The sequence below is a fragment of the Phocaeicola sp. ICN-14070 genome (assembly GCF_037892625.1).
GTDB lineage: Bacteria > Bacteroidota > Bacteroidia > Bacteroidales > Bacteroidaceae > Phocaeicola > Phocaeicola plebeius.
This window is the reverse complement of record NZ_JBBKBF010000040.1, coordinates 14,143-38,102: the sequence shown is the minus strand read 5'-3', so window position 1 is coordinate 38,102 and position 23,960 is coordinate 14,143. Positions and strand designations below refer to the sequence as shown.

Annotated in this window: 17 protein-coding genes and 1 pseudogene; 16 read left to right on the top strand and 2 right to left on the bottom strand. The window is 50.4% G+C overall.

Going from position 1 to position 23,960, the window contains the following annotated elements:
• Positions 1–91 precede the first annotated feature (91 nt).
• A complete protein-coding gene (locus tag WKT20_RS11490) occupies positions 92–454 on the top strand; it encodes a hypothetical protein (protein WP_004291423.1) in 363 nt (120 codons plus the stop codon).
• Between the two features lie 77 nt (positions 455–531).
• Here WKT20_RS11490 and WKT20_RS11485 read toward each other — a convergent pair whose 3' ends face one another.
• Together WKT20_RS11485 and WKT20_RS11480 are read right to left on the bottom strand one after the other, a co-directional pair.
• Complete coding sequence (locus tag WKT20_RS11485) at positions 532–837, bottom strand: helix-turn-helix domain-containing protein (RefSeq protein WP_004291424.1); 306 nt, start codon at positions 835–837, stop codon at positions 532–534.
• A gap of 31 nt (positions 838–868) precedes the next feature.
• Positions 869–1,168: a helix-turn-helix domain-containing protein gene (locus tag WKT20_RS11480; protein ID WP_004291426.1), complete on the bottom strand. Its 300-nt coding sequence runs from the start codon at positions 1,166–1,168 to the stop codon at positions 869–871.
• Between the two features lie 138 nt (positions 1,169–1,306).
• On the opposite strand from WKT20_RS11480, the gene WKT20_RS11475 reads away from it, so the two are divergent.
• The 15 genes and pseudogenes from WKT20_RS11475 to WKT20_RS11405 all read left to right on the top strand — a co-directional run bounded on the left by WKT20_RS11475 (position 1,307) and on the right by WKT20_RS11405 (position 23,678).
• Positions 1,307–1,732, top strand: a complete 426-nt coding sequence (locus WKT20_RS11475; protein ID WP_004291432.1) for a helix-turn-helix domain-containing protein — start codon at positions 1,307–1,309, stop codon at positions 1,730–1,732.
• A 3-nt stretch (positions 1,733–1,735) separates the two neighbouring features.
• The gene (locus tag WKT20_RS11470) at positions 1,736–2,086 is read left to right on the top strand and encodes a helix-turn-helix domain-containing protein (RefSeq protein WP_004291454.1); all 351 of its coding nucleotides are present in this window, start codon (positions 1,736–1,738) and stop codon (positions 2,084–2,086) included.
• A gap of 20 nt (positions 2,087–2,106) precedes the next feature.
• Positions 2,107–3,678 (top strand): DUF3945 domain-containing protein, encoded by a 1,572-nt coding sequence (locus WKT20_RS11465; RefSeq protein ID WP_004291455.1) that lies wholly within the window; start codon positions 2,107–2,109, stop codon positions 3,676–3,678.
• Positions 3,679–3,738: 60 nt separating this feature from the next.
• The gene (gene topB / locus WKT20_RS11460) at positions 3,739–5,826 is read left to right on the top strand and encodes a type IA DNA topoisomerase (RefSeq protein ID WP_004291456.1); all 2,088 of its coding nucleotides are present in this window, start codon (positions 3,739–3,741) and stop codon (positions 5,824–5,826) included.
• A 162-nt stretch (positions 5,827–5,988) separates the two neighbouring features.
• Positions 5,989–6,441: a DUF1896 domain-containing protein gene (locus WKT20_RS11455; RefSeq protein ID WP_004304266.1), complete on the top strand. Its 453-nt coding sequence runs from the start codon at positions 5,989–5,991 to the stop codon at positions 6,439–6,441.
• Positions 6,431–12,271, top strand: a complete 5,841-nt coding sequence (locus WKT20_RS11450) for an N-6 DNA methylase (protein ID WP_340417393.1) — start codon at positions 6,431–6,433, stop codon at positions 12,269–12,271. The genes WKT20_RS11455 and WKT20_RS11450 overlap by 11 nt, the downstream gene beginning before the upstream one ends.
• A 659-nt stretch (positions 12,272–12,930) precedes the next feature.
• Positions 12,931–14,877 carry a tetracycline resistance ribosomal protection protein Tet(Q) gene (gene tet(Q) / locus WKT20_RS11445; protein ID WP_340417392.1) on the top strand — a complete coding sequence of 649 codons (1,947 nt, stop codon included), beginning with the start codon at positions 12,931–12,933 and terminating at the stop codon, positions 14,875–14,877.
• Positions 14,874–15,995 (top strand): efflux RND transporter periplasmic adaptor subunit, encoded by a 1,122-nt coding sequence (locus tag WKT20_RS11440; RefSeq protein WP_005809248.1) that lies wholly within the window; start codon positions 14,874–14,876, stop codon positions 15,993–15,995. The genes tet(Q) and WKT20_RS11440 overlap by 4 nt, the downstream gene beginning before the upstream one ends.
• Complete coding sequence (locus WKT20_RS11435; protein ID WP_340417391.1) at positions 15,992–19,105, top strand: efflux RND transporter permease subunit; 3,114 nt, start codon at positions 15,992–15,994, stop codon at positions 19,103–19,105. Before WKT20_RS11440 ends, WKT20_RS11435 begins: the two co-directional genes overlap by 4 nt.
• Positions 19,106–20,464 carry an efflux transporter outer membrane subunit gene (locus WKT20_RS11430; RefSeq protein WP_005809240.1) on the top strand — a complete coding sequence of 453 codons (1,359 nt, stop codon included), beginning with the start codon at positions 19,106–19,108 and terminating at the stop codon, positions 20,462–20,464.
• Positions 20,465–20,585: 121 nt separating this feature from the next.
• Positions 20,586–20,813 (top strand): annotated as a pseudogene (locus WKT20_RS11425) (hypothetical protein); the annotation flags it as partial.
• Positions 20,814–20,815: 2 nt separating this feature from the next.
• Positions 20,816–21,859 carry an ABC transporter permease gene (locus tag WKT20_RS11420; protein WP_005809236.1) on the top strand — a complete coding sequence of 348 codons (1,044 nt, stop codon included), beginning with the start codon at positions 20,816–20,818 and terminating at the stop codon, positions 21,857–21,859.
• Positions 21,859–22,110 (top strand): efflux RND transporter periplasmic adaptor subunit, encoded by a 252-nt coding sequence (locus tag WKT20_RS11415; protein WP_005809234.1) that lies wholly within the window; start codon positions 21,859–21,861, stop codon positions 22,108–22,110. The genes WKT20_RS11420 and WKT20_RS11415 overlap by 1 nt, the downstream gene beginning before the upstream one ends.
• Positions 22,111–22,411: 301 nt before the next feature.
• A complete protein-coding gene (locus WKT20_RS11410) occupies positions 22,412–22,834 on the top strand; it encodes a dihydrofolate reductase family protein (RefSeq protein WP_004291474.1) in 423 nt (140 codons plus the stop codon).
• Between the two features lie 238 nt (positions 22,835–23,072).
• Positions 23,073–23,678: an RteC domain-containing protein gene (locus WKT20_RS11405; protein WP_004304269.1), complete on the top strand. Its 606-nt coding sequence runs from the start codon at positions 23,073–23,075 to the stop codon at positions 23,676–23,678.
• Positions 23,679–23,960 lie beyond the last annotated feature (282 nt).

The window sequence follows — 23,960 nt, the reverse complement described above, 5'->3', positions numbered from 1 at the left end:
AAGAGAAGCTCAATCAGGACATGGAGAACCTTGCCGCAAGATTGAACGGCGTCGAGGAATTTGCAGGTTGCACCATCTAAAAAGAAAAGCCATGAAACGTGACACAATCATCATCGAGGACAAGGCAGTCAGCGTAACCGGTAACGACGTGTGGATGACCGCCACCGAAATAGCCGGATTGTTCCATACGACCGTCCCGGCAGTGAACGCCGCCATCAGAGCCGTCCGCAAGTCGGACGTGCTGAACGACTACGAGGTGTGCCGCTACATGCAGCTTGAAAACGGGCTGCACGCGGACGTGTACGCCCTTGAAATCATCATCCCGGTCGCTTTCAGGGTGAATACCTACAACACCCACCTGTTCCGCACATGGCTGGTGGGAAAGGCACTCTCACAAGAGAAACGGCAGACATACGTGATGTTCATACAGAACGGAAAAGCCGGGTATTGCTGATTGCACATACCCCATAAGACAAGTAAACGGGTAGCACCACAAAAGGTGTCACCCGTTTACTTTTTCATGAAACCGCCTCACTCCAGCGGCTTGCGGTAGTTCGCTTCCAGTACCCCGCGCAGCCCCGTTTCCGGGTAAAGCACCTTCCCTCCCAAAAGTATGAAGGGCAACACGCGGTTGTTGCGGTATTCCTGCAAGGTGCGCCGGCTCACACGGAGCAGTTCCGACACCTCGCCGTCCGTCAGGTAACGTTCCCCGTCCAGCGGAGGACGGTAGCTTTCCAGAAATGCGGACAGCCATTTCGAGCCTTTGCGCATATCCTGCACCACAGAGGCTATCGGCTCGTCTTCCATCGTAAAAACATCGTTGTTCTCGTTCATCATAACTTCGGATTCAGTGGGTGAATAAATCAAATCATCTGCCGTGCGGATAGAGCGTGCCGACAAGCGGTATCAGCCGCTTCACCTCCTCTGGCTTGTAATAGAACCTGCGGTTTATCTGCGAGTAGCCGATAAGCCGCCTGTCACGCAGCGTCTGCAACGTGCGCGGGCTTATTCTCAACTGCCCGCAGACCTCCTCGCCCGTGAGCCATCTTTCCATGCGCCCCGTGTCGCTTTTGCGCCTCAGGGCGGCGACCTTCTCCGAGAGTGCGCCGAATGCCGCCACCATCATCTCGAAAGTCTTTTTCTCGATAGATACTATTTCCATATTCATGTCATTTAGAGTTTGCCGCAAAGGTAACGAAACGGCATACAAGACGTATCGTTTTCCGCTGAAAGGCTGCCTGTTGCGCCGTTTGACCGGGTTACGGAGCCATCTTCCGCAAAAATCTTACGTGAGTCACGTAGTGAGTTGTTAAAGCCCCTTTTGTTTATTGCCGAATTTTGTCGCAGAAACAAAAAGAAAGGACTGAACATGAAAGTGATAACAATGGAAAGTTCCGCCTACAAGGAGATGATGGCGCAGATTGCGAACATCGCAGGGTACATCCGCGAGGCAAGGGACGAGAAGAAACGGAAGCGGGAAACCGAAGACAAGCTGCTTGACACGGCACAGGCGGCGAAGATGCTCAACGTGAGCAAGCGCACCATGCAGCGTATGCGCACCGACCACCGTATCGAGTATGTGGTGGTACGCGGAAGCTGCCGCTACCGCCTTTCCGAGATACTGCGGCTATTGGAGGACAACACAGTAAGGAACGAGGAAGGGACAATAGACACCCTGTTCCACAACCACACGCTGCGCACGGGCGGCAAACCAAAAGGAAGGAGGACATAGGTCATGGAACTGCTCACACGAAACAACTTCGAGGGCTGGATGCAGAAGCTGATGGAACGGCTCGACCGTCAGGACGAACTGCTGCTGGCGATGAAGGCTGAGGGGAAACAGCCCACTATCACGGAAAGCATCCGCCTTTTCGACAATCAGGATTTGTGCATGTTGCTCCAGATAAGCAAACGCACCCTCCAACGCTACCGCAGCGTAGGCGCATTGCCCTACAAGACGCTGGGCAAGAAGACCTATTACAGCGAGGAGGACGTGCTGACATTCCTTTCCAACCATATCAAGGACTTCAAAAAGGAAGATATAGCCTTCTACAAGGCTCGTATCCATAATTTCTTTCATAAATAACCCATTAAAACATTTTTCAGATGGCAAAGAAAAAAGACGAAAAGGACGTGCTGGTAGTCCGTGACGAGAAGACAGGCGAGATCAGCGTGGTAGCCGGGCTGAACGCGGACGGCACACCCAAGCGCACCCCCGCAAAAGCGGAGAACGCGCAGAGTTTCCTGCAATTCGACCGACATGGCGACGTGCTGGACAATTTCTTCAAGAACTTCTTCCGGCAGTGCAAGGAACCCAGCCGCTTCGGTTTCTACCGCATTGCGGCAGACCAAGCTGAAAATCTCTTAGAGGTGATGAAGCAACTGCTGAAAGACCCCGAAGCGAACAAGGAGCTGCTCGCCCCTCACAAGGTGGACACCTCCGACTATGAGAAGAAGGTGCAGGAAGAGATGGCAGCACAACAGACAGAGAAACAAGAACCTCAAAAACAGGAGAACATGGAACAACGGAAAGAACAGCAACAGGACAAATCCGAACAGATGCAGGGCAAACGTGGCTACCAGCCCATCGACGAGAGTAAAATCAACTGGCAGGAGCTGGAGGACAGATGGGGCGTAAAGCGGGACAACCTTGAAAAGTCCGGCGACCTTACGAAGATGCTCAACTATGGCAAGTCCGACTTGGTAAAGGTCAAACCGACCTTCGGCGGCGAATCATTCGAGCTGGACGCCCGCCTCTCCTTCAAGAAGGACGGTGAGGGAAACATCAGCCTCGTGCCGCACTTCATCCGCAAGGAGCAGAAGCTGGATGAGTACAAGGAACACAAATTCTCCGACAATGACCGGAAGAACCTCCGCGAAACGGGCAATCTCGGTAGGGTCGTGGACATTGTGGACAGGGAAACGGGCGAGATCATCCCCTCCTACATCAGCATCGACCGCAAGACGAATGAAATCACGGACATTCCGGCAAGCAGGGTGCGCATCCCGGAGCGCATCGGCAAGACGGAAATCACCACGCAGGAGCGGGACATGCTCCGCGCCGGACTGCCCGTACGCGACAAGCTCATCGAGCGCAACGACGGCAGAAAGTTCGTCACCACCCTGCAAGTGAACGTGGAGCAGCGCGGCGTGGAGTTCGTGCCGGGAACCGGCAAGTCGCCCCGTACCGCACAGACACAGGAAACCAAAGGCGACACATCGAAAAGTCAGGCGCAGGGCGGGGAAAATGCCGCACAGACCAAGAAGGAGCAACGCCGCAACACGTGGACGAACGAGGACGGCAGCATCCGCCCCATCAGCAAATGGAGCGGCGTGAGCTTCACCGACCAGCAGAAAGCCGACTATGTGGCGGGTAAAGCCGTGAAGCTGGAGAACGTGACCGACAAGCAGGGCTTCCATGCCACGATGTATATCAAGTTCAACCCGGAGAAGGGACGCCCGTACCGCTACGACACGAACCCTGACAATGCACAGCAGGTTGCTCCGTCCAACGAGAGCCGCACGCAGGTGGCGGTGAACAACGATGGCAAGACCAACGAGGCTACAAAGAATCTGAGAGAGCCGTTGCAGAAAGGTCAGACCAACCCGAAGGACGCCCGCCAGCAACAGCAGCAGGAGAAGCCGCAGAAGAAAACGGGCAAGGGCATGAAAATGTAATCCCGTGTCCGCCACTGAATCCAAAATAAAATCCAAAGTATCAACAAAAAAGAAGAAGACATGAAGACAATCATTGCAGAAAAGCCCTCCGTGGCACGTGAAATCGCCCGCATCGTGGGCGCGACAAAGAGAGAGGAAGGATATTTCGAGGGAGGCGGTTATGCCGTGACATGGGCATTCGGACACCTCGTTCAGCTTGCCATGCCCGACGGCTACGGCGTGCGCGGATTTGTCCGTGACAACCTCCCGATTATTCCCGACACATTCACGCTCGTCCCCCGTCAGGTCAGGACGGAGAAAGGTTACAAGCCCGACAGCGGCGTGGTGTCGCAGATAAAAGTCATCAAAAGACTGTTCGACACAAGCGAACATATCATCGTGGCGACCGATGCCGGACGCGAGGGAGAGCTTATCTTCCGCTACCTCTACCACTATACGGGTTGCACCACTCCTTTCGTGCGCCTGTGGATCAGCTCTCTCACCGACAAAGCTATCCGCGAGGGACTGCGGAAACTCGAAGACGGCAGCAAATACGACAACCTCTACCTCGCCGCCAAAGCGCGGAGCGAATCCGACTGGCTCGTGGGCATCAACGGCACACAGGCGTTATCCATCGCCGCCGGACACGGCACGTATTCCGTGGGGCGGGTGCAGACACCAACGTTGGCTATGGTATGTGAACGCTACTGGGAGAACCGCCGCTTTACGTCCGAAGCATTCTGGCAGCTCCATATCGCAACGGACGGTTGCGACGGCGAAGTCGTGAAATTCTCATCCTCCGAGAAATGGAAAGAGAAAGAACCGGCGATGGAACTATATAATAAGGTAAAGGCGGCAGGTTGCGCCACTGTCACGAAAGCCGAGCGCAAGGAGAAGACGGAGGAAACTCCCTTGCTCTACGACCTGACCACGCTCCAGAAAGAAGCCAACGCCAAGCACGGCTTCACGGCGGAACAGACGCTTGAAATCGCGCAGAAACTCTACGAAAAGAAGTTGATAACCTATCCGAGAACGGGAAGCCGCTACATCCCCGAAGACGTGTTTGCCGAAATTCCCAAACTGCTCGCTTTCATCGGCACACAGCCCGAATGGAAAGACAAGGTGCGGGCAAAAGCCGCCCCGACACGCCGCAGCGTGGACGACGGCAAGGTGACAGACCACCATGCCCTGCTCGTCACGGGTGAGAAACCGCTCTTCCTCTCCAAAGAGGACAATACCATCTATCAGATGATTGCCGGGCGCATGGTCGAGGCATTCTCTGAGAAATGCGTCAAGGATGTGACCACTGTCACGGCGGAATGTGCCGGAGTGGAGTTTACCGTAAAAGGCAGCGTCGTGAAGCAAACCGGATGGCGTGCCGTCTATGGCGAGGAAAAAGAGGAAATTACCATCCCCGGCTGGCAGGAAGGCGACACGCTGACACCGAAAGGCTCGTCCATTACCGAAGGAAAGACCAAACCCAAGCCGCTGCATACCGAAGCCACCCTGCTCTCGGCAATGGAAACGGCGGGCAAGGAAATTGAGGACGACGCACTGCGGCAGGCGATGAAGGACTGTGGCATCGGTACTCCCGCCACACGCGCCTCCATCATCGAAACGCTTTTCAAGCGCGGTTACATGGAACGCTGCAAGAAGTCGCTTGTTCCCACCGAAAAAGGACTTGCCCTCAATTCCGTCGTCAAGACGATGCGCATCGCCGATGTTGCCATGACGGGCGAATGGGAAAAGGAGCTGGCGCGTATCGAGCGCGGGGAACTGTCCGACGACACCTTCCGCAAGGAGATAGAGGCGTACACACGTGAGATAACCTCCGAACTGATCTCGTGCGACAAGCTCTTCGGCAGCCGTGACTCCGGCTGCGCGTGTCCCAAGTGTGGCACGGGCAGGATGCGGTTCTACGGCAAGGTGGTACGCTGCGACAACACGGAGTGCGGACTGCCCGTGTTCCGGCTGAAAGCGGGACGCACCCTGTCCGACGATGAAATCAAAGACCTGCTCACCGAAGGGCATACCAAGCTGCTCAAAGGGTTCAAGAGCAAACAGGGCAAGAGTTTCGATGCTGTTGTCGCCTTTGACGGGGAATATAACACGACTTTTGTGTTCCCGGAGGCTAAAAAGGACAAGAAATTTTCAGGACGGAAGAAATAGTATTAACTTTGCCACTTGTTCAGAGTAATGAATTGTTCTTCGATACCGGATTACACTCATACTTTGGATTTAGTGGTGGCACTCGGAGGGATACCGAGTGCCTTTTTCTTCCTTTTTCCAACCGATTATCCCGTTAATTATCAATCCGCTAAATCCAAAGTAATGAACAACAAGAAGAAAAACGAGGGTCAGACCGACTTTTCCTATTACGGTCTGTACCTGCTGGACTATCTCCGCACGAACAAGTTTGAACAGGCTGACGACACCGCTTTCATACGGGAACGGGCCGACCGTGCCGCCGAAACGTATGAGAGGGCACGGCTTGAAGGCTATCCCGCCGATGGTGCGCAGGAACTGGCGATGGACACGCTGCTGCGCGGGCTGCATTATTCCCGTTACGCCATCCTCCGCGAAGTCGTGGAAAACGAGTTTGCCGATGAAGTGCCGGAAGAGAAGCGTGAAGCCTTTGTCCTGAAACTGCTGCCGCTTGTCGGCAACGTGTTCTCCGTCTATGACCTCTCGGATGACAATTTCGCCCTGTCTTCCGATTACGACCTGCTCTACACGGAGCTGACGGGAGCAACCGTCCTTTACTTAGACGAATATGGCGTTTAACCGCAAACAGAAACTGCGGGACAACATCGAGGCGATACGGACGGCATTCATCCTTGACAGGGAAAATAGGACAGCGACAACCGAAGAGCGTGCCATACTTCAAAGGTACTGCGGTTTCGGCGGTCTGAAATGTATCCTCAACCCTGCAAAGGAACTGACGGATGCCGTCCGGTGGGCGAAATCCGACCTCGAACTGTTCGCCCCGACGGTGGAGCTGCACAGGCTTATCCGTGAGAACAGCAAGGACGAAACAGAGTACAAGCGGTTTGTGGATTCGCTGAAAGCGTCCGTGCTGACCGCTTTCTACACCCCCAAAGAGATAACCGACACCATCGCGGACGTGCTGGCAGATTACAGCGTCCGCCCCGCCCGTATGCTCGAACCGTCGGCAGGTGTCGGCGTGTTCGTGGATTCCATGCTGCGGCACAGCCCCAATGCGGATGTGATGGCTTTCGAGAAGGATCTGCTCACGGGTACAATCTTGAGGCATCTCTATCCCGACCAGAAAATGCGCACCTGCGGTTTTGAGAAAATCGAAAGACCGTTCAACAATTATTTCGACTTGGCGGTGTCCAACATTCCGTTCGGTGACATTGCCGTGTTCGACGCGGAGTTTCAGCGGAGCGACTCTTTCGGCAGACGCTCCGCCCAGAAAACCATCCACAACTATTTCTTTCTCAAAGGACTGGATGCCGTGCGTGACGGCGGTATCGTGGCGTTCATCACCTCGCAAGGGGTATTGAATAGCACCAAGACCTCCGTGCGTAACGAGCTGTTCAGTCAGGCCAATCTGGTATCCGCGATACGCCTGCCCAACAACCTGTTCACGGACAACGCGGGCACGGAGGTGGGCAGTGACCTGATTGTCCTGCAAAAGAACCTCAGCAAGAAGGAAATGTCGCAGGACGAGCGGCTGATGACCGTGATACAGACGGACACGAAAACCGCCCTGACCGACAACGCCTATTTCATCCACCACCCGGAACGCATCGTGCATACGATGGCGAAACTTGACACAGACCCCTACGGGAAGCCCGCTATGGTTTATCTGCACGAGGGCAAGGCAGCAGGCATCGCCGGGGATTTGCGCCGTATGCTCGACGAGGATTTCCATTACAGGCTTGCCATGCGCTTGTATTCGGGTTCAATCCGGCAGGCAGGAACGGAAGAAAAAGTTGCCGTTCAAAATAAAGTAGAGCGTCCTGCCATAAAATTGGAAACAGTATCCTCGGCGCAGACGGTGGAAACTCCGACAGAAAAGCCGCAACCCGCAGATGAAAAGCCGGAGATAGAGCCACGTCCGAAATATTCTGACGGTGTGCAGCTATCCTTGCTCGATCTCTGGGGGATGACGGAAGAAGTCAGCCAACAACCGAAAACCGCCAAAAAGAAAAAGGAGGCGAAAAAGGAAAGCTCGGCAAGGCGCGTTCTACCCAAGCCACAGGTGCATGTCACACAAAATGTTACGGCTGTGCCGACGGCTACCACCCCTAAGACTGTAACAGAGAACAAGGAGGCTAAAACGGAGAACACCGCCAAGCCTGCCGACCCGGACGACATCTATGCCACGTTGGACTGGGATACCAATCCTCCCATCAACGGCTTCTACGAGATGATGATGGATTTGACGCCGGAACGCAGGAAGGAACTTCGGGAACTGGCAAGGCAGCATAACGAGAAACAAGCGGCGGCGGAAAAGATGGAAGTGAAAGCCGTGCCGGACACTCCCCGTGAGCAACCACGGCAGGAGGAAACACAGCCGGAAGCAGTCACCGCACCTGCCGTTACAGATACCCCACCGGAAGCGGTGGCGACCTCCCTTTTCCCCGACATCGAAGCGGAGAAGCCGAAGGAGGAAGTCGTGGACCTTTCTCCGCGTGCCTACCACCGCACGCCGGAGATGCACCTGCGCGAAGGGTCGCTGGTGGCTGACAGGGGGCGTCATAACATCGGCTACCTGAAGGACATCACGCCATACGGGGCGACATTCCAGCCGCTCGACCTGAAAGGCTACCAGAAGGAGAAGGCGTTACAGTATGTTTTACTCCGTGACGCCTACGAGCGGCTGTACCGCTATGAATCGAACCTGCATGAAGCAAATGTCCCGTGGCGAGAGCATCTAAACACCTGTTACGATGAGTTTGTCATGCGCTACGGCAACCTCAACGCCAAGCAGAACGTGAAGTTAGTGATGATGGATGCGGGCGGGCGTGACATCCTTTCGCTGGAACGGGCGGAGAACGGGAAGTTTGTCAAGGCGGACATCTTCGAGCGTCCCGTTTCCTTCTCCGTGGAGAGCCATGCCAACGTCGGCTCACCCGAAGAAGCACTGTCCGCGTCGCTCAACAAGTTCGGCACTGTCGATCTCGACTATATGCGGGAGATAACCGACAGTACGGCGGAGGATTTGCTCACAGCCCTGCAAGGGCGCATCTATTACAATCCGCTCGTAACCGGTTACGAAATCAAAGACCGTTTCATCGCCGGAAATGTCATAGAGAAAGCGGAACGCATAGAGGCATGGATGGGTGACAATCCCGAAAATGAGCGTATGCCGGAGGTGAAGCAGGCGTTGGAGGCTCTGAAAGATGCCGAGCCGCAGCGCATCGCCTTCGAGGATCTGGACTTCAATTTCGGGGAACGCTGGATTCCGACGGGTGTCTATGCCGCCTACATGAGCCGGCTGTTCGACACGGAGGTGAAAATCGCCTATTCCGCAAGCATGGACGAGTTTTCGGTGGTGTGCGGCTACCGCACCATGAAAATCACGGACGAGTTTCTGGTGAAGGGGTATTACCGGAACTATGACGGTATGCACCTCCTAAAACACGCCCTGCACAACACCTGCCCTGACATGATGAAGTCCATCGGCAAGGACGAGCATGGCAACGACATCAAGATGCGCGACAGCGAGGGAATACAACTCGCCAACGCCAAGATTGACGAGATACGAAACGGCTTCTCCGAATGGCTCGAAGAGCAGTCGCCGCAGTTCAAGGAGCGGCTTGTGACGATGTATAACCGCAAGTTCAACTGTTTCGTGCGCCCGCGCTACGACGGCTCCCATCAGACCTTTCCCGACCTCAACCTGAAAGGGCTGGCAAGCCGGGGTATCAAGAGCGTCTATCCCTCACAGATGGATTGCGTCTGGATGTTGAAACAGAACGGCGGCGGAATTTGCGACCACGAGGTGGGAACCGGTAAGACGCTGATAATGTGCATCGCCGCGCATGAGATGAAGCGTCTGAATTTGGCACACAAGCCGATGATTATCGGGCTGAAAGCCAACGTTGCGGAGATTGCAGCCACCTATCAGGCGGCATATCCCAACGCACGTATTCTGTACGCTTCGGAGAAGGACTTTTCGACCGCCAACCGTGTGCGCTTCTTCAATAATATAAAGAACAACGACTACGATTGCGTCATCATGTCGCACGACCAGTTCGGCAAGATACCGCAGTCGCCGGAATTGCAGCAGCGCATCCTGCAAGCAGAGCTTGACACGGTGGAGGAAAACCTCGAAGTGCTACGGCAGCAGGGAAAGAACGTGTCGCGGGCGATGCTGAAAGGATTGGAGAAGCGCAAGCACAACCTTGAAGCGAAGCTGGAGAAGGTGGAACACGCCATAAAGTCACGCACGGACGACGTGGTGGATTTCAAGCAGATGGGCATCGACCACATCTTCATAGATGAGAGCCACCAGTTCAAGAATCTGACTTTCAACACGCGCCACGACCGTGTGGCGGGATTGGGAAACAGCGAGGGAAGCCAGAAGGCACTTAACATGCTCTTTGCCATACGCACCATACAGGAGCGCACAGGAAAAGACTTGGGTGCGACCTTCCTCTCCGGCACGACTATCAGCAACTCACTGACTGAATTGTACCTGCTGTTCAAGTACCTGCGCCCGAAGGAGCTGGAACGGCAGGACATAAGGTGTTTCGACGCTTGGGCGGCGATATTTGCCAAGAAGACGACGGATTTTGAATTTAACGTGACGAACAATGTGGTCCAGAAGGAGCGTTTCCGCTACTTCATCAAAGTGCCGGAGCTTGCCGCCTTCTATAATGAAATCACGGACTACCGCACGGCGGAGGATGTGGGCGTTGACCGTCCTGCCAAGAACGAGATACTGCACCATATACCGCCCACGCCGGAACAGGAGGACTTCATACAGAAACTGATGCAGTTCGCCAAGACGGGCGATGCCACCTTGTTGGGCAGGCTGCCGCTTTCGGAAACGGAAGAAAAGGCGAAGATGCTCATCGCCACGGACTATGCCCGGAAAATGGCACTCGACATGCGCATGATAGACCCGAATTACGAAGATCATCCCGACAACAAAGCGAGTCACTGTGCCAAGATGATCGCGGAGTATTATCAAAAATACGACGCCCAGAAAGGCACGCAGTTCGTTTTCTCTGATTTGGGGACATACCAGCCGGGCGACGGGTGGAACGTCTATTCGGAAATCAAGCGCAAACTGACGGAGGACTACGGTATACCGCCAAGCGAGGTGCGCTTCATTCAGGAGTGCAAGACCGACAAGGCGCGGAAGGCGGTGATAGACGCCATGAACGCCGGGACGGTGCGTGTGCTGTTCGGCTCTACCTCTATGCTCGGAACGGGTGTGAACGCCCAGAAACGGTGTGTGGCTATCCATCATCTCGATACGCCGTGGCGACCGTCCGACTTGCAACAGCGTGACGGACGCGGAGTTAGGGCAGGTAATGAGATTGCCAAACATTTCGCCGGGAACAACGTGGATGTAATCATCTACGCGGTGGAGAAGTCACTGGACAGCTACAAGTTCAACCTCCTGCACTGCAAGCAGACTTTCATAAGCCAGCTCAAAAGCGGTGCGATGGGTGCGCGTACCATCGACGAGGGGGCAATGGACGAAAAATCGGGCATGAATTTCTCGGAATACATGGCGTTGCTCTCCGGCAATACCGACCTGTTGGACAAGGCGAAACTGGAAAAGCGGATCGCATCGCTCGAAGGGGAACGCAAGTCGTTCAACAAGGGCAAGCGTGATTCGGAGTTCAAGCTGGAGTCAAAGACCGGCGAGTTGCGCAACAACACGGCTTTCATAGATGCCATGACGGAGGACTGGAACCGCTTCCTGTCGGTGGTGCAGACCGACAAGGAGGGCAACCGCCTTAATATAATAAAGGTGGACGGAGTGGATTCCGCCGATGAGAAGGTCATCGGAAAGCGTTTGCAGGAGATAGCCAAGAATGCCACGACCGGAGGGTTGTACACGCAGGTCGGTGAACTTTACGGTTTTCCGATAAAGGTGGTGAGCGAAAGGATACTCAAAGAGGGATTGGAGTTCACCGACAACCGCTTCGTGGTCGAGGGGAACTACAAGTACACCTACAACAACGGGCATCTGGCGATGGCTGACCCGTTGGCCGCCGCCCGCAACTTCCTCAACGCGATGGAGAGGATACCCTCCATCATCGACCAGTACAAGGCGAAGAACGAGGTGCTGGAGATGGAGATACCGCAGTTACAGGAGATAGCGGGTAAGGTGTGGAAGAAGGAGGACGAGCTGAAGCAGTTGAAGTCCGAACTTGCCGCCCTTGACCGAAAAATTCAGCTGGAGCTTGCGCCACCCACGCCCGAAGTCGCAGAAAAGGAGAATGAAGGGCAACAGCTCAAGCCGGAAGCGGAAGATGTGAGGAACAGGCAGGCGCAATATCCCGAAAATGCACCGCCGCAGATACGCAGTCCGGCGGATAGTATCGTTGCCAACCATGTCATAATCGGGCGTCCGGGACTGTATGCCAAGGAGGAAACCCGGTCCAAAGGATTGAAAATATAACCTAAGGAATTTTATCTGAAGTATTAATAAGGGCTATCCCAAAAGGTCTAAAAGTAAATTTTATCCTTTCTGCAAGTATCTGTAGGATGGCAACTGCATTTTTTTTCTTTTTGGGCAGCCCTTATTAAAATTTATTCTTATTTTAGGTTATATACATTCATGTCCATTTATGTAAAAAATCCTGCTGACCTTGTTTATGTCTTGTCAGTCACCATTTGCAAAACCATATTTGACCCTCAAAGAGGCTGAATTTGATAAGCAACTTGCTACATACTCATAATAAGGAGCTAAATAGAACACGAATGGGAAATACTCAAATGCCAAACTAAAGAAGATATTGGCCAAAATAAACGCTATACCGAGAGAGAAACTTGATTTTTCAACTTCCTAAAACGGTGTTGTTCAAACATTTCTACTTATTTGTACTTGCCAGTTGAACCTACGCTTCCCTAATAAAATGTCTATGGTAAAAAAAGTTAAAAAATCCTCCCACTTTTGTTAGATATATTTTTTTGTGTAATTTTGCAATCGTTATGCGGCAGTAATAATATACATATTAATACGAGTTAGTAATCCTGTAGTTCTCACATGCTACGAGGAGGTATTAAAAGGTGCGTTTCGACAATGCATCTATTGTAGTATATTATTGCTTAATCCAAATGAATATTATAAATTTAGGAATTCTTGCTCACATTGATGCAGGAAAAACTTCCGTAACCGAGAATCTGCTGTTTGCCAGTGGAGCAACGGAAAAGTGCGGCCGTGTGGATAATGGTGACACCATAACAGACTCTATGGATATAGAGAAACGTAGAGGAATTACTGTTCGGGCTTCTACGACATCTATTATCTGGAATGGAGTGAAATGCAATATCATTGACACTCCGGGACACATGGATTTTATTGCGGAAGTGGAGCGGACATTCAAAATGCTTGATGGAGCAGTCCTCATCTTATCCGCAAAGGAAGGCATACAAGCGCAAACAAAGTTGCTGTTCAGTACTTTACAAAAACTGCAAATCCCGACAATTATATTTATCAATAAAATTGACCGTGACGGTGTGAATTTAGAGCGTTTGTATCTGGATATAAAAACAAATCTGTCTCAAGATGTCCTGTTTATGCAAACTGTTGTCGATGGATCGGTTTATCCGGTTTGCTCCCAAACATATATAAAGGAAGAATACAAAGAATTTGTATGCAACCATGACGACGATATATTAGAACGATATTTGGCGGATAGCGAAATTTCACCGGCTGATTATTGGAATACGATAATCGCTCTTGTGGCAAAAGCCAAAGTCTATCCGGTGCTACATGGATCAGCAATGTTCAATATCGGTATCAATGAGTTGTTGGACGCCATCACTTCTTTTATACTTCCTCCGGCATCGGTCTCAAACAGACTTTCAGCTTATCTCTATAAGATAGAGCATGACCCCAAAGGGCATAAAAGAAGTTTTCTTAAAATAATTGACGGAAGTCTGAGACTTCGAGACGTTGTAAGAATCAACGATTCGGAAAAATTCATCAAGATTAAAAATCTAAAGACTATTTATCAGGGCAGAGAGATAAATGTTGATGAAGTGGGTGCCAATGATATCGCGATTGTAGAAGATATAGAAGATTTTCGAATCGGAGATTATTTAGGTGCTAAACCTTGTTTGATTCAAGGATTATCTCATCAGCATCCCGCTCTCAAATCCTCCGTCCGGCCAAATAAGCCCGAAGAGAGAAGCAAGGTGATATCCGCTCTGAATACATTGTGGATTGAAGACCCGTCTTTGTCCTTTTCCATAAACTCATATAGTGATGAATTGGAAATCTCGTTATATGGTTTGACCCAAAAGGAAATCATACAGACATTGCTGGAAGAACGATTTTCCGTAAAGGTCCATTTTGATGAGATCAAGACTATCTACAAAGAACGACCTATAAAAAAGGTCAATAAGATTATTCAGATCGAAGTACCACCCAACCCTTACTGGGCCACAATAGGGCTGACTCTTGAACCCTTACCGTTAGGGGCAGGGTTGCAAATCGAAAGTGACATCTCCTATGGTTATCTGAACCATTCTTTTCAAAATGCCGTTTTTGAAGGGATTCGTATGTCTTGCCAATCTGGTTTACATGGATGGGAAGTGACAGATCTGAAAGTAACTTTTACTCAAGCCGAGTATTATAGCCCGGTAAGTACACCTGCTGATTTCAGACAGCTGACCCCTTATGTCTTCAGGCTGGCTTTGCAACAGTCAGGTGTGGACATTCTCGAACCGATGCTCTGTTTTGAGTTGCAGATACCCCAAGTAGCGAGTTCCAAAGCTATTACAGATTTGCAAAAACTGATGTCTGAGATTGAAGACATCAGTTGTAATAATGAGTGGTGTCATATTAAAGGGAAAGTTCCATTAAATACAAGTAAAGACTATGCCTCAGAAGTAAGTTCGTACACTAAGGGCTTAGGCATTTTTATGGTTAAGCCATGTGGGTATCAAATAACAAAAGACGGTTATTCTGATAATATCCGCATGAACGAAAAAGATAAACTTTTATTCATGTTCCAAAAATCAATTTATGAATTAATACAAAACAAGAAGAAAATATGAACAAGCAATTCATTATCACGAATTTCGCCGCATTTGCTCTCATGCTGTTCCTGCCGACCGGATGCAGGCAGGCGGACGGCAAGCAGGATGCGGTGCAGAGTTATCGGGTCATAAAGGTCGCGGCAAGTCCGGTGGAAATCTCCGAGTCCTATTCCGCCGCCATACGCGGACGGCAGGATGTGGACATCCTGCCGCAAATATCCGGGCGCATTATCCGTCTGAAAGTGAAAGAGGGTGAACGGGTGAAGACCGGTCAAGTATTGGCTGTAATTGACCAAGTGCCCTATCGGGCGGCATTACGCACGGCGCAGGCCAATGTCAGCGCGGCACAGGCAAAAGTGGAAACGGCAAGAATCGAGCTGCGGGGCAAGCAGGCATTGTTTGACGAGAAGGTCATATCCGACTACGAGCTTTCTCTCGCCCGGAACCAACTGGCAGTGGCGTGTGCTGAACTCGAACAAGCAAAGGCACAAGAATCGGATGCACGCAACAATCTCTCCTATACGGAAATCAAAAGCCCGAGCAACGGAGTAGTAGGCACATTGCCCTATCGCATCGGTGCGCTTGTCGGTCCCAATATGGCACAGCCTTTCACGGTCGTGTCCGACAATGCGGAGATGTATGCCTATTTCTCCATTTCGGAGAATATGCTACGGCGATATTCGGCTCGCTATGGCTCGATTGACAGCATGATAGCCGGGACGCCGGAAGTGGGCCTGCAACTCAACGACGGCAGCCTGTACAAGGCGAAAGGACGTATTGAAACCGTAAGCGGCGTGGTGGATCCTGTTACCGGAACGGTACAAATCAAAGCCCTGTTCCCCAATCCCGACCGCGAACTGTTGAGTGGCAGCATCGGCAATGTCATCCTTCAAAACCCGAAAACGGAGGCCGTAACCATTCCCATGACCGCCACCGTGGAACTGCAGGACAAGATTATCGCTTACCGTCTGAAAAACGGACAGGCGGAAGCCGCCTATCTCACGGTGGACCGCCTGAACGACGGCAACCGGTTTATCGTAAAAGAAGGTCTTTCGGTCGGTGACACCATTGTCGCCGAAGGCGTGGGACTGGTGAGAGAAGGCATGAGCATAACCCCTAAAAACGAAACGAAATGAACCTGCGATTTTTTATAGACCGCCCGGTGTTTTCGGGCGTTATCTCGGTGGTGATTGTACTGTTGGGCATGATTTCCATGTTTTCCTTGCCGGTGGAACAATACCCCGACATCGCACCTCCGACCATCAACGTATTCGCAACTTATCCGGGAGCAAACGCTGAAACCGTGCAGAAGGCAGTGATAACCCCTCTGGAAGAAGCCATCAACGGAGTGGAAGACATGACCTATATGACTTCCACGGCATCGAATACGGGAGATGCTTCCATCAACATCTATTTCAAACAGGGAACCAACGCGGACATGGCGGCGGTAAACGTGCAGAACCGCGTGAACGGCGCACTGAGCCAACTTCCGGCGGAAGCCACCAAGACCGGTGTCACCACTGAAAAGCAGCAGAATGCCGAACTGATGACTTTCGCGCTCTATTCGCCCGATGACCGCTTCGACCAGACCTTCCTGAGCAATTACGTGAAAATCAATGTCGAGCCGAGGCTGAAACGTATCAGCGGCGTGGGAAAGGCACAGTTGTTCGGTTCCAACTACAGCATGCGACTTTGGCTGCGTCCCGACAAGATGGCGCAATACGGGCTTATCCCCGATGACATCTCTGCCGTACTTGCACGACAGAACATCGAGGCCGCCACCGGCTCCTTCGGTGCCAATCATCCTACCGCCAATGAATACACGATGAAATACCGCGGACGCTTGTCCGGAGCGGAAGAGTTCGGTGAGCTGGTCGTCAAGTCACTGCCGGGCGGCAATGTGCTTCGGTTGAAAGAGGTTGCCGATGTGGAACTGGGCGATGAATACTACAACTATTCCTCCGAGGTGAACGGGCATCCGGCAGCTATGATGCTCATCAACCAGAAAGCCGGGTCCAATGCATCAAGCACCATCAAGGAGATTCACGAAGTGCTTGACGACCTTAGCCGGAACTTGCCCGAAGGGACGGAATTCGTGGTGCTTACCGATACCAACAAGTTCCTGTATGCCTCCATCCACTCTGTCCTCCGCACCTTATTGGAAGCGATACTTCTGGTCATCGTGGTGGTGTATGTGTTCTTGCAGGACATCAAGTCAACGCTTATCCCTACCATATCCATCTTCGTTTCCATCATCGGCACATTTGCCGTGATGTCCATGATTGGATTCTCCATCAACCTGCTCACCCTGTTCGCGCTTGTGCTTGCCATCGGAACCGTGGTCGATGATGCCATTGTGGTGGTGGAAGCGGTGCAGGCGAAGTTCGATGAGGGCTATCAATCAGCAGTTCTCGCGGCTGATGATGCCATGAAAGGCGTTTCGTCGGCTATCCTGACCTCTACCATAATCTTTATGGCAGTGTTTTTCCCCGTAGCCATGATGGGCGGGACTTCGGGAGCGTTCTACACGCAGTTCGGTATCACGATGGCTGTTGCCGTGGGAATCTCGGCAGTCAATGCCTTCACACTCTCACCGGCACTTTGCGCGCTGCTGCTGAAACCCTATATCGATGAGCAGGGCAACACTAAGAACAATTTTGCAGCCCGTTTCCGTAAAGCGTTCAATGCCGTCTTCGACAGTCTGAGCCGACGCTATGTACGTGGAGTGATGTTCATTATCCATCGCCGATGGCTGTTGTGGAGCATCATAGGCATTTCTTTCGGGTTGCTGGTGCTGCTGGTCAATGTCACAAAGACGGGACTTATTCCCGAAGAGGACACCGGGACGGTCATGGTGAGCATGAACACGAAGCCCGGCACATCCATGGCTCAGACAAGTAAGGTGATGGAGCGTATCAACAGCCGTCTCGACAGCATCGGCGAGATTGAATACAGCGGTGCGGTAGCCGGTTTCTCTTTCAGCGGTTCCGGTCCCTCGCAGGCGATGTATTTCGTGACACTCAAAGACTGGGAGGATCGTAAGGGAGAGGGGCAGTCGGTGAATGATGTCATCGGAAAGATTTATGCCGCCACTTCAGATATTCCCGATGCCACGGTGTTCGCCATGTCGCCTCCGATGATTGCCGGGTACGGCATGGGAAACGGTTTCGAGCTTTATTTGCAGGACAAGGCGGGCGGAAACATCGCCGCTTTCAAGGAAGAGGCGGACAAGTTTGTCGAAGCCTTGTCGCAACGACCCGAAATCGGCGAAGTCTATTCCTCCTTTGCCACGGACTATCCGCAATACTGGGTGGATATCGATGCCGCCAAATGTGAGCAGTCGGGTGTGTCGCCCGCAGATGTGCTTTCCACATTGTCGGGCTATTATACCGGACAATATGTTTCCGACTTTAACCGGTTCTCCAAGCTCTACCATGTGACCATGCAGGCTCCGGCGGAATATCGTGTGAATGCGGAATCCCTGCACCACATGTATGTGCGCGCCTCCGATGGCGGCATGTCGCCTTTGAGCCGGTTCGTGCGCCTGACCAAGACCAACGGCCCGTCAGACCTCACCCGTTTCAACCTGTTCAACGCCATCTCGATTAGCGGGTCGCCGGCGCAGGGTTACAGTTCAGGGCAGGTGCTCGAAGCCATCGGCGAGACGGCACGTGAAGTGCTTCCGTCAAATTACACATACGAGTTTGGCGGCATTTCGCGTGAGGAAAGCAAGACGACCAACAATGCCACGCTTATATTCCTGCTCTGCATGGTTCTGGTCTATCTGATTCTGTGCGCCTTGTATGAGAGCGTGTTCATACCCTTCGCGGTTCTGTTGTCGGTGCCTTGCGGACTAATGGGCAGTTTCCTGTTTGCGTGGCTCTTCGGTCTGGAGAACAACATCTACATGCAGACCGGATTAATCATGATTATCGGCCTGCTTGCCAAGACCGCCATCCTGCTTACCGAATACGCCGGCAAGCGGCGGTCGGAAGGCATGACGCTGGCACAGGCAGCATACAGTGCGGCAAAAGTCCGCCTGCGCCCTATATTGATGACTGTGCTGTCCATGGTGTTCGGTCTTGTCCCGCTGATGATGGCGCACGGAGTGGGTGCCAACGGCAGCCGTTCGCTTGCCACAGGTGTAATCGGTGGAATGATTGTCGGTACTTTGGCTCTGTTGTTCCTTGTGCCGTCATTGTTTATTGTATTCCAATATATTCAAGAACGTGTTAAGCATAATTAAATGAAGAAGACAGTAATATATATCATATTGTCAGGATGGATGTTTGCCGGTTGTGGCACATACAGCCGGTATCATCGTCCTGACCTCTCAACGGAGAATCTGTATCGGGACGTACCGGCGGACATTGATACAACGACCATCGCGTCCCTGTCGTGGCGGGAAATGTTTACCGACCCGAAACTCCAGTCCTTGATTGAAACCGGACTTGAACGGAACACAGACCTCAATGTGGCACGGTTACGCGTGGAAGCGACAGAAGCCGTCCTGATGACTGCCAGACTATCATATCTTCCATCACTGGGACTGACTGCCGAAGGTAATGCCAATAAACATGACGGAGCAACGGCAAAGACATATAATGTGGGAGCGTCGGCAAGCTGGGAACTGGACATCTTCGGCAAACTTACGGCGGCAAAGCGTGGTGCAGCCGCCGCGTTACAAGGAAGCCGTGCCTACCGGCAGGCCGTACAGACACAGCTTGTCGCCACTATTGCAGACAGTTACTACACCCTTGCCATGCTTGACGCACAAATGGCAATAAGTAACCGGACTTTGGAGAACTGGCGGACTACCGTACGTACTCTTGAAGCGTTGAAAAAAGTGGGGAAATCAAACGAAGCCGGCGTATTGCAGGCAAAGGCGAACGTGATGCGACTCGAAGCATCCCTGTTATCCATACGCAAGAGTATTTCCGAAACAGAAAATGCCCTGTCTGCGATACTTGCCATGCCGTCACACTCGATTGGACGAAGTAATCTGGCCGAGGCTGCTTTCCCCGATACTGTCTCGATTGGAGTCCCTTTGCAACTGCTTTCCAACCGTCCCGACGTGCGTCAGGCTGAAATGGAACTGGCGCAGGCGTTCTACGCCACCAATGCGGCTCGTGCCGCCTTCTATCCCAATATTACCCTCTCGGGGACTCTTGGATGGACTAATAACGGCGGTGGCGTAATCGTAAATCCCGGACAATGGTTGCTCAATGCCATCGGTTCCCTGACACAGCCCTTATTCAACCGGGGCACAAACATCGCCAACTTGAAGATAGCCAAAAGCCGTCAGGAAGAAGCCAAACTGTTGTTCCGGCAATCATTGCTGAACGCTGGAAAAGAAGTGAACGATGCTCTGACTGCATGGCAGACGGCAAAATCGCAAATTGAAATCAATGCTCGACAGGTTGAAACATTATGCGATGCTGTGCGAAAGACAGAATCGCTTATGCGTCATTCCAATGCCACCTATCTGGAAGTGTTGACCGCCCAACAGTCTCTTCTCGAAGCGGAAGTGCAACAGCTACAAACTCGTTTTGAACGCATACAAAGTGTAATCAAACTTTATCATGTGTTGGGAGGAGGAATGTAACTGCAATAAATAGAAAAATTTGAAATTATTATTAGTGTTATTCATCTCGGATATTTTTCGTGATTCTGCCGCATGTAGATATTGTACGAAAGCAATATTTGGATTGTAAAATATCAAGCCAATGAAAATACTTTTGCAGCATAAAATATTTATAGGATACTTTCTTTTAATGGCGATCATTGGCAGCATGGTCGCTATTGTTCTGCACGAGCGTAGTCGTGTACAGAAAATAGAGAATGAATCAATCGCTATTTTTCAAACCCAGCACAATATCAATACCACACACCGCTATGTGACCACGTTAGTAACTTATGGTGAATCCGTCATGGTATGGAATGATGAGGATTCTGGGTGAAGTATAAGAATATCAGAGAAGGGGAACAATTGCATTTCGATTTGCATTTTCTTAACCGCATAAAGAAACAGTTCCCGGGGATAAAAGCTATTTCGCCTGAAATAACAGGACCTTATTCGCAAGTGATGAATAAAGCTAAAAGCGGACTTTTTAAGATTATAGGAATCAATGAAAACTATATGGGAATTAAGATACTTAAAATCAACGAAGATGGACGATATTTTAATAAAGGAGATGACGAGAATACCCGTAATGTTACCATTATCGGCGAAAATGTCAGTACGACCTTATTTAATAATCAAAAAGCGTTGGGTAAGTCGATCAACATTGCCGGTATTGATTTTAAGGTGATAGGCGTACTAAAGAATGATGATATTTTCAGCGCTTCGGAAATCAATTCGGTATATGTGCCCTTCTCAAGTTACATAAACTGTATTGACAATAAGACTCCATTGCGCGCTTTCTGTTTATATCTGAACAAAGAAGTTGATTCCAAGCGATTTGAGAATGAGCTGAGAGCCTTCATCGCTAATAAATACCAATTTGCTTATTCTGATAAGCAAGCCTTACAGATAATCAATTTTGAGACACAAACATCTGCTTTTGAGGGACTCTTTGATGGATTGAAAATGTTTATCTGGATCGTAGGAATTTGTTTTCTGATAAGTGGTATTGTTGGAGTAAGCAACATCATGTTTGTCGTGATCAAAGAAAGGAGTAGCGAAATAGGCATCCGTAAGGCTGTAGGAGCAACTCCTAAATCCATTCTTGTGTTAATGCTGACGGAATCTGTCATCATAACTGTAATCTCCGGTATCATCGGATTGATATCAGGTGCAGCTATTCTTGAGATTATAAATTGGTTGCTCGAAAGCGCCCGTCACGCGACAATGATAAAGCATGCAGAAATAGATATAAATGTAGCTGTTCTCGCTTTGGTTATCTTGATTTTGTCCGGTGTCATTGCCGGAGCATTTCCGGCTATGAAAGCATCTGTTATACAACCCATTGACGCCATTAGAAACGAAAATATAGGATAATGAAGACATTTAAGATTATATTAATTTGCATCTTTTCCGCCACACTGGCATTTGTTGCTTTTCGTTCTTCGCTAAGAGGTACAAAGGCAATTTACGAAACTACACAACCACAATATCGCGAGATCAAAGAGGAAATAAACATATCCGGCAATGTTTTTCCGATGAAGGAGATCGAAATAAAATCGCAGATATCGGGAGTCCTGGACAAGATTAATGTTTCGATAGGAGATAAAGTGCGCATAGGAGATTAAATATAAATTCAAGCAATCATAGCCCGTAATTCACTGAATTTGGCTATCTTTGCATAACATTTGAGAAAAACGGCGATTGGCAGGAGCTTTTCGCCGCCAACATATAGGATAAGACCGCAAGGCGTTTCAAGCGAAAATCTGGTAAATTGGAACTACGGAGACGATTGCGTGATGCTTATGCTATGCTTACGCATAGCGTGCATTCACGTACTCTCCGTAAAGGCTTTACCAGAGCCATCGCTTGAAGGTAGTGTGAATTGCACGCTACTTTTTTACCCTTGCCTAACGAAAGGAAACGATTATGGGTAAAGTTCAGATTCTCGCCGTACTGACGATGGACGGATGTCTTTCTTCAGAGTTATATGATAAAGCACATCAGGATTTGTGCCTTGACCGTTGCGGTCTTGATGAAATCAGGAAGAAAGCCTTTTACCGTGTGACACCGGACTATTCCATTTCAATGCTGCACGAATGGAGAAAAGACTGCACAAACATCCGTTACCTCGCGGAAGCCACACCGGACACGGCAGACTATATAAACGGACTGCTGCGGATGCACGCTGTGGATGAAATCATACTATACACCGTTCCTTTCATATCCGGAAGCGGACGACATTTTTTTAAGTCGGCTCTGCCAGAGCAACACTGGACGCTTTCCTCTTTGAAAAGCTATCCCAACGGTGTATGTCGCATTATCTATATCCTTGATAAAAAAGCAAGATAGCCAAAATGTGCGGCAAGCATACATTTCTATTTTCAGGAATAGAATAAATGTTCCGATTACAAACAATTTAAGTCGGAGATAATTTGTCCTTGTGAAAAAATACTGAATTTTATACCTCTGAAATCCAGCACTTTGTAAAATTGAGTGTTGGATTTTTTATTTTCTGCCGCGTTTTTTGCCAATTATATTCATGTGCGCACGCAGAAAACAAAGTGTAATTTTCAAAATTGACAGAACCATGAATTATTTCTTGCTGGCGGAAACCGACTTTTTCCGCCTGATAAACGAAGCCGGCGACTGCAATATGGAAACGGCATACACGGCTTTCGCCACCCAAGTGATCGAACTGTGCAACGGCGGCATGGACATGAACCTTACCGTCATCGCGCTTGCCTACATCGAAATCGAGTTGCAGCACCATCCCGTACGTAATCTGTCAGAAGAAAAAAGAGAGATTGCCGCCTACGTCAGCAAGGCTCTGTCTTTCGTAAGAAAGATGCAGAAATTCCTTGCCACGCCCCAAGTGCCACCACTAATATCCGCCAACAACGCAACAGAAACCACCGCCAGCCTTCTTCAATGGACGGGCAATGCCATCGACCTCGTGGAACTTATCTACGGCATAGACGTGATGGGCTGCATCAACAACGGCAATATGCCGCTCAAACAGCTCGCCCCACTTCTCTATAAGATATTCGGGGTTGATTCTAAAGACTGCTACCGCTTCTACACTGATATCAAACGCCGGAAGAACGAAAGCCGCACCTATTTCATTGACAGGATGCAGGAAAAACTGAACGAGAGAATGTTGCGTGATGAGGAGTTGGAGCGGATGAGAAAATAAAAAAATATCCATTACATATGAGAAGACAGGAATACTCGTATCCTGTCTTTTTATTTTCATTTAATTATATATTAATTAGCACAATATATGTGAGTTTTTCATTCCTATAAGGACAAATTTCAGAAACGTATGTCTGGTAAATTATTGAGTCATCATAGTATGAACATATATCATTACTAAAAACAATGAAACAACTTCCATAAGATTGTGGTTGTAAAAATCGCCATTTAATAGCCCGTTTTTTTTGTAAAATTCGCCAATTAAAAAAATATGATTATCTTT

Excerpts from the sequence above, each read along its gene's own strand:
- WKT20_RS11490 (WP_004291423.1), top strand. The coding sequence starts at position 92 with ATGAAACGTGACACAATCATCATCGAGGACAAGGCAGTCAGCGTAACC.
- WKT20_RS11485 (WP_004291424.1), bottom strand. The coding sequence starts at position 837 with ATGATGAACGAGAACAACGATGTTTTTACGATGGAAGACGAGCCGATA.
- WKT20_RS11480 (WP_004291426.1), bottom strand. The coding sequence starts at position 1,168 with ATGAATATGGAAATAGTATCTATCGAGAAAAAGACTTTCGAGATGATG.
- WKT20_RS11470 (WP_004291454.1), top strand. The coding sequence starts at position 1,736 with ATGGAACTGCTCACACGAAACAACTTCGAGGGCTGGATGCAGAAGCTG.
- WKT20_RS11465 (WP_004291455.1), top strand. The coding sequence starts at position 2,107 with ATGGCAAAGAAAAAAGACGAAAAGGACGTGCTGGTAGTCCGTGACGAG.
- topB (WP_004291456.1), top strand. The coding sequence starts at position 3,739 with ATGAAGACAATCATTGCAGAAAAGCCCTCCGTGGCACGTGAAATCGCC.
- WKT20_RS11455 (WP_004304266.1), top strand. The coding sequence starts at position 5,989 with ATGAACAACAAGAAGAAAAACGAGGGTCAGACCGACTTTTCCTATTAC.
- WKT20_RS11450 (WP_340417393.1), top strand. The coding sequence starts at position 6,431 with ATGGCGTTTAACCGCAAACAGAAACTGCGGGACAACATCGAGGCGATA.
- WKT20_RS11440 (WP_005809248.1), top strand. The coding sequence starts at position 14,874 with ATGAACAAGCAATTCATTATCACGAATTTCGCCGCATTTGCTCTCATG.
- WKT20_RS11435 (WP_340417391.1), top strand. The coding sequence starts at position 15,992 with ATGAACCTGCGATTTTTTATAGACCGCCCGGTGTTTTCGGGCGTTATC.
- WKT20_RS11430 (WP_005809240.1), top strand. The coding sequence starts at position 19,106 with ATGAAGAAGACAGTAATATATATCATATTGTCAGGATGGATGTTTGCC.
- WKT20_RS11415 (WP_005809234.1), top strand. The coding sequence starts at position 21,859 with ATGAAGACATTTAAGATTATATTAATTTGCATCTTTTCCGCCACACTG.
- WKT20_RS11410 (WP_004291474.1), top strand. The coding sequence starts at position 22,412 with ATGGGTAAAGTTCAGATTCTCGCCGTACTGACGATGGACGGATGTCTT.
- WKT20_RS11405 (WP_004304269.1), top strand. The coding sequence starts at position 23,073 with ATGAATTATTTCTTGCTGGCGGAAACCGACTTTTTCCGCCTGATAAAC.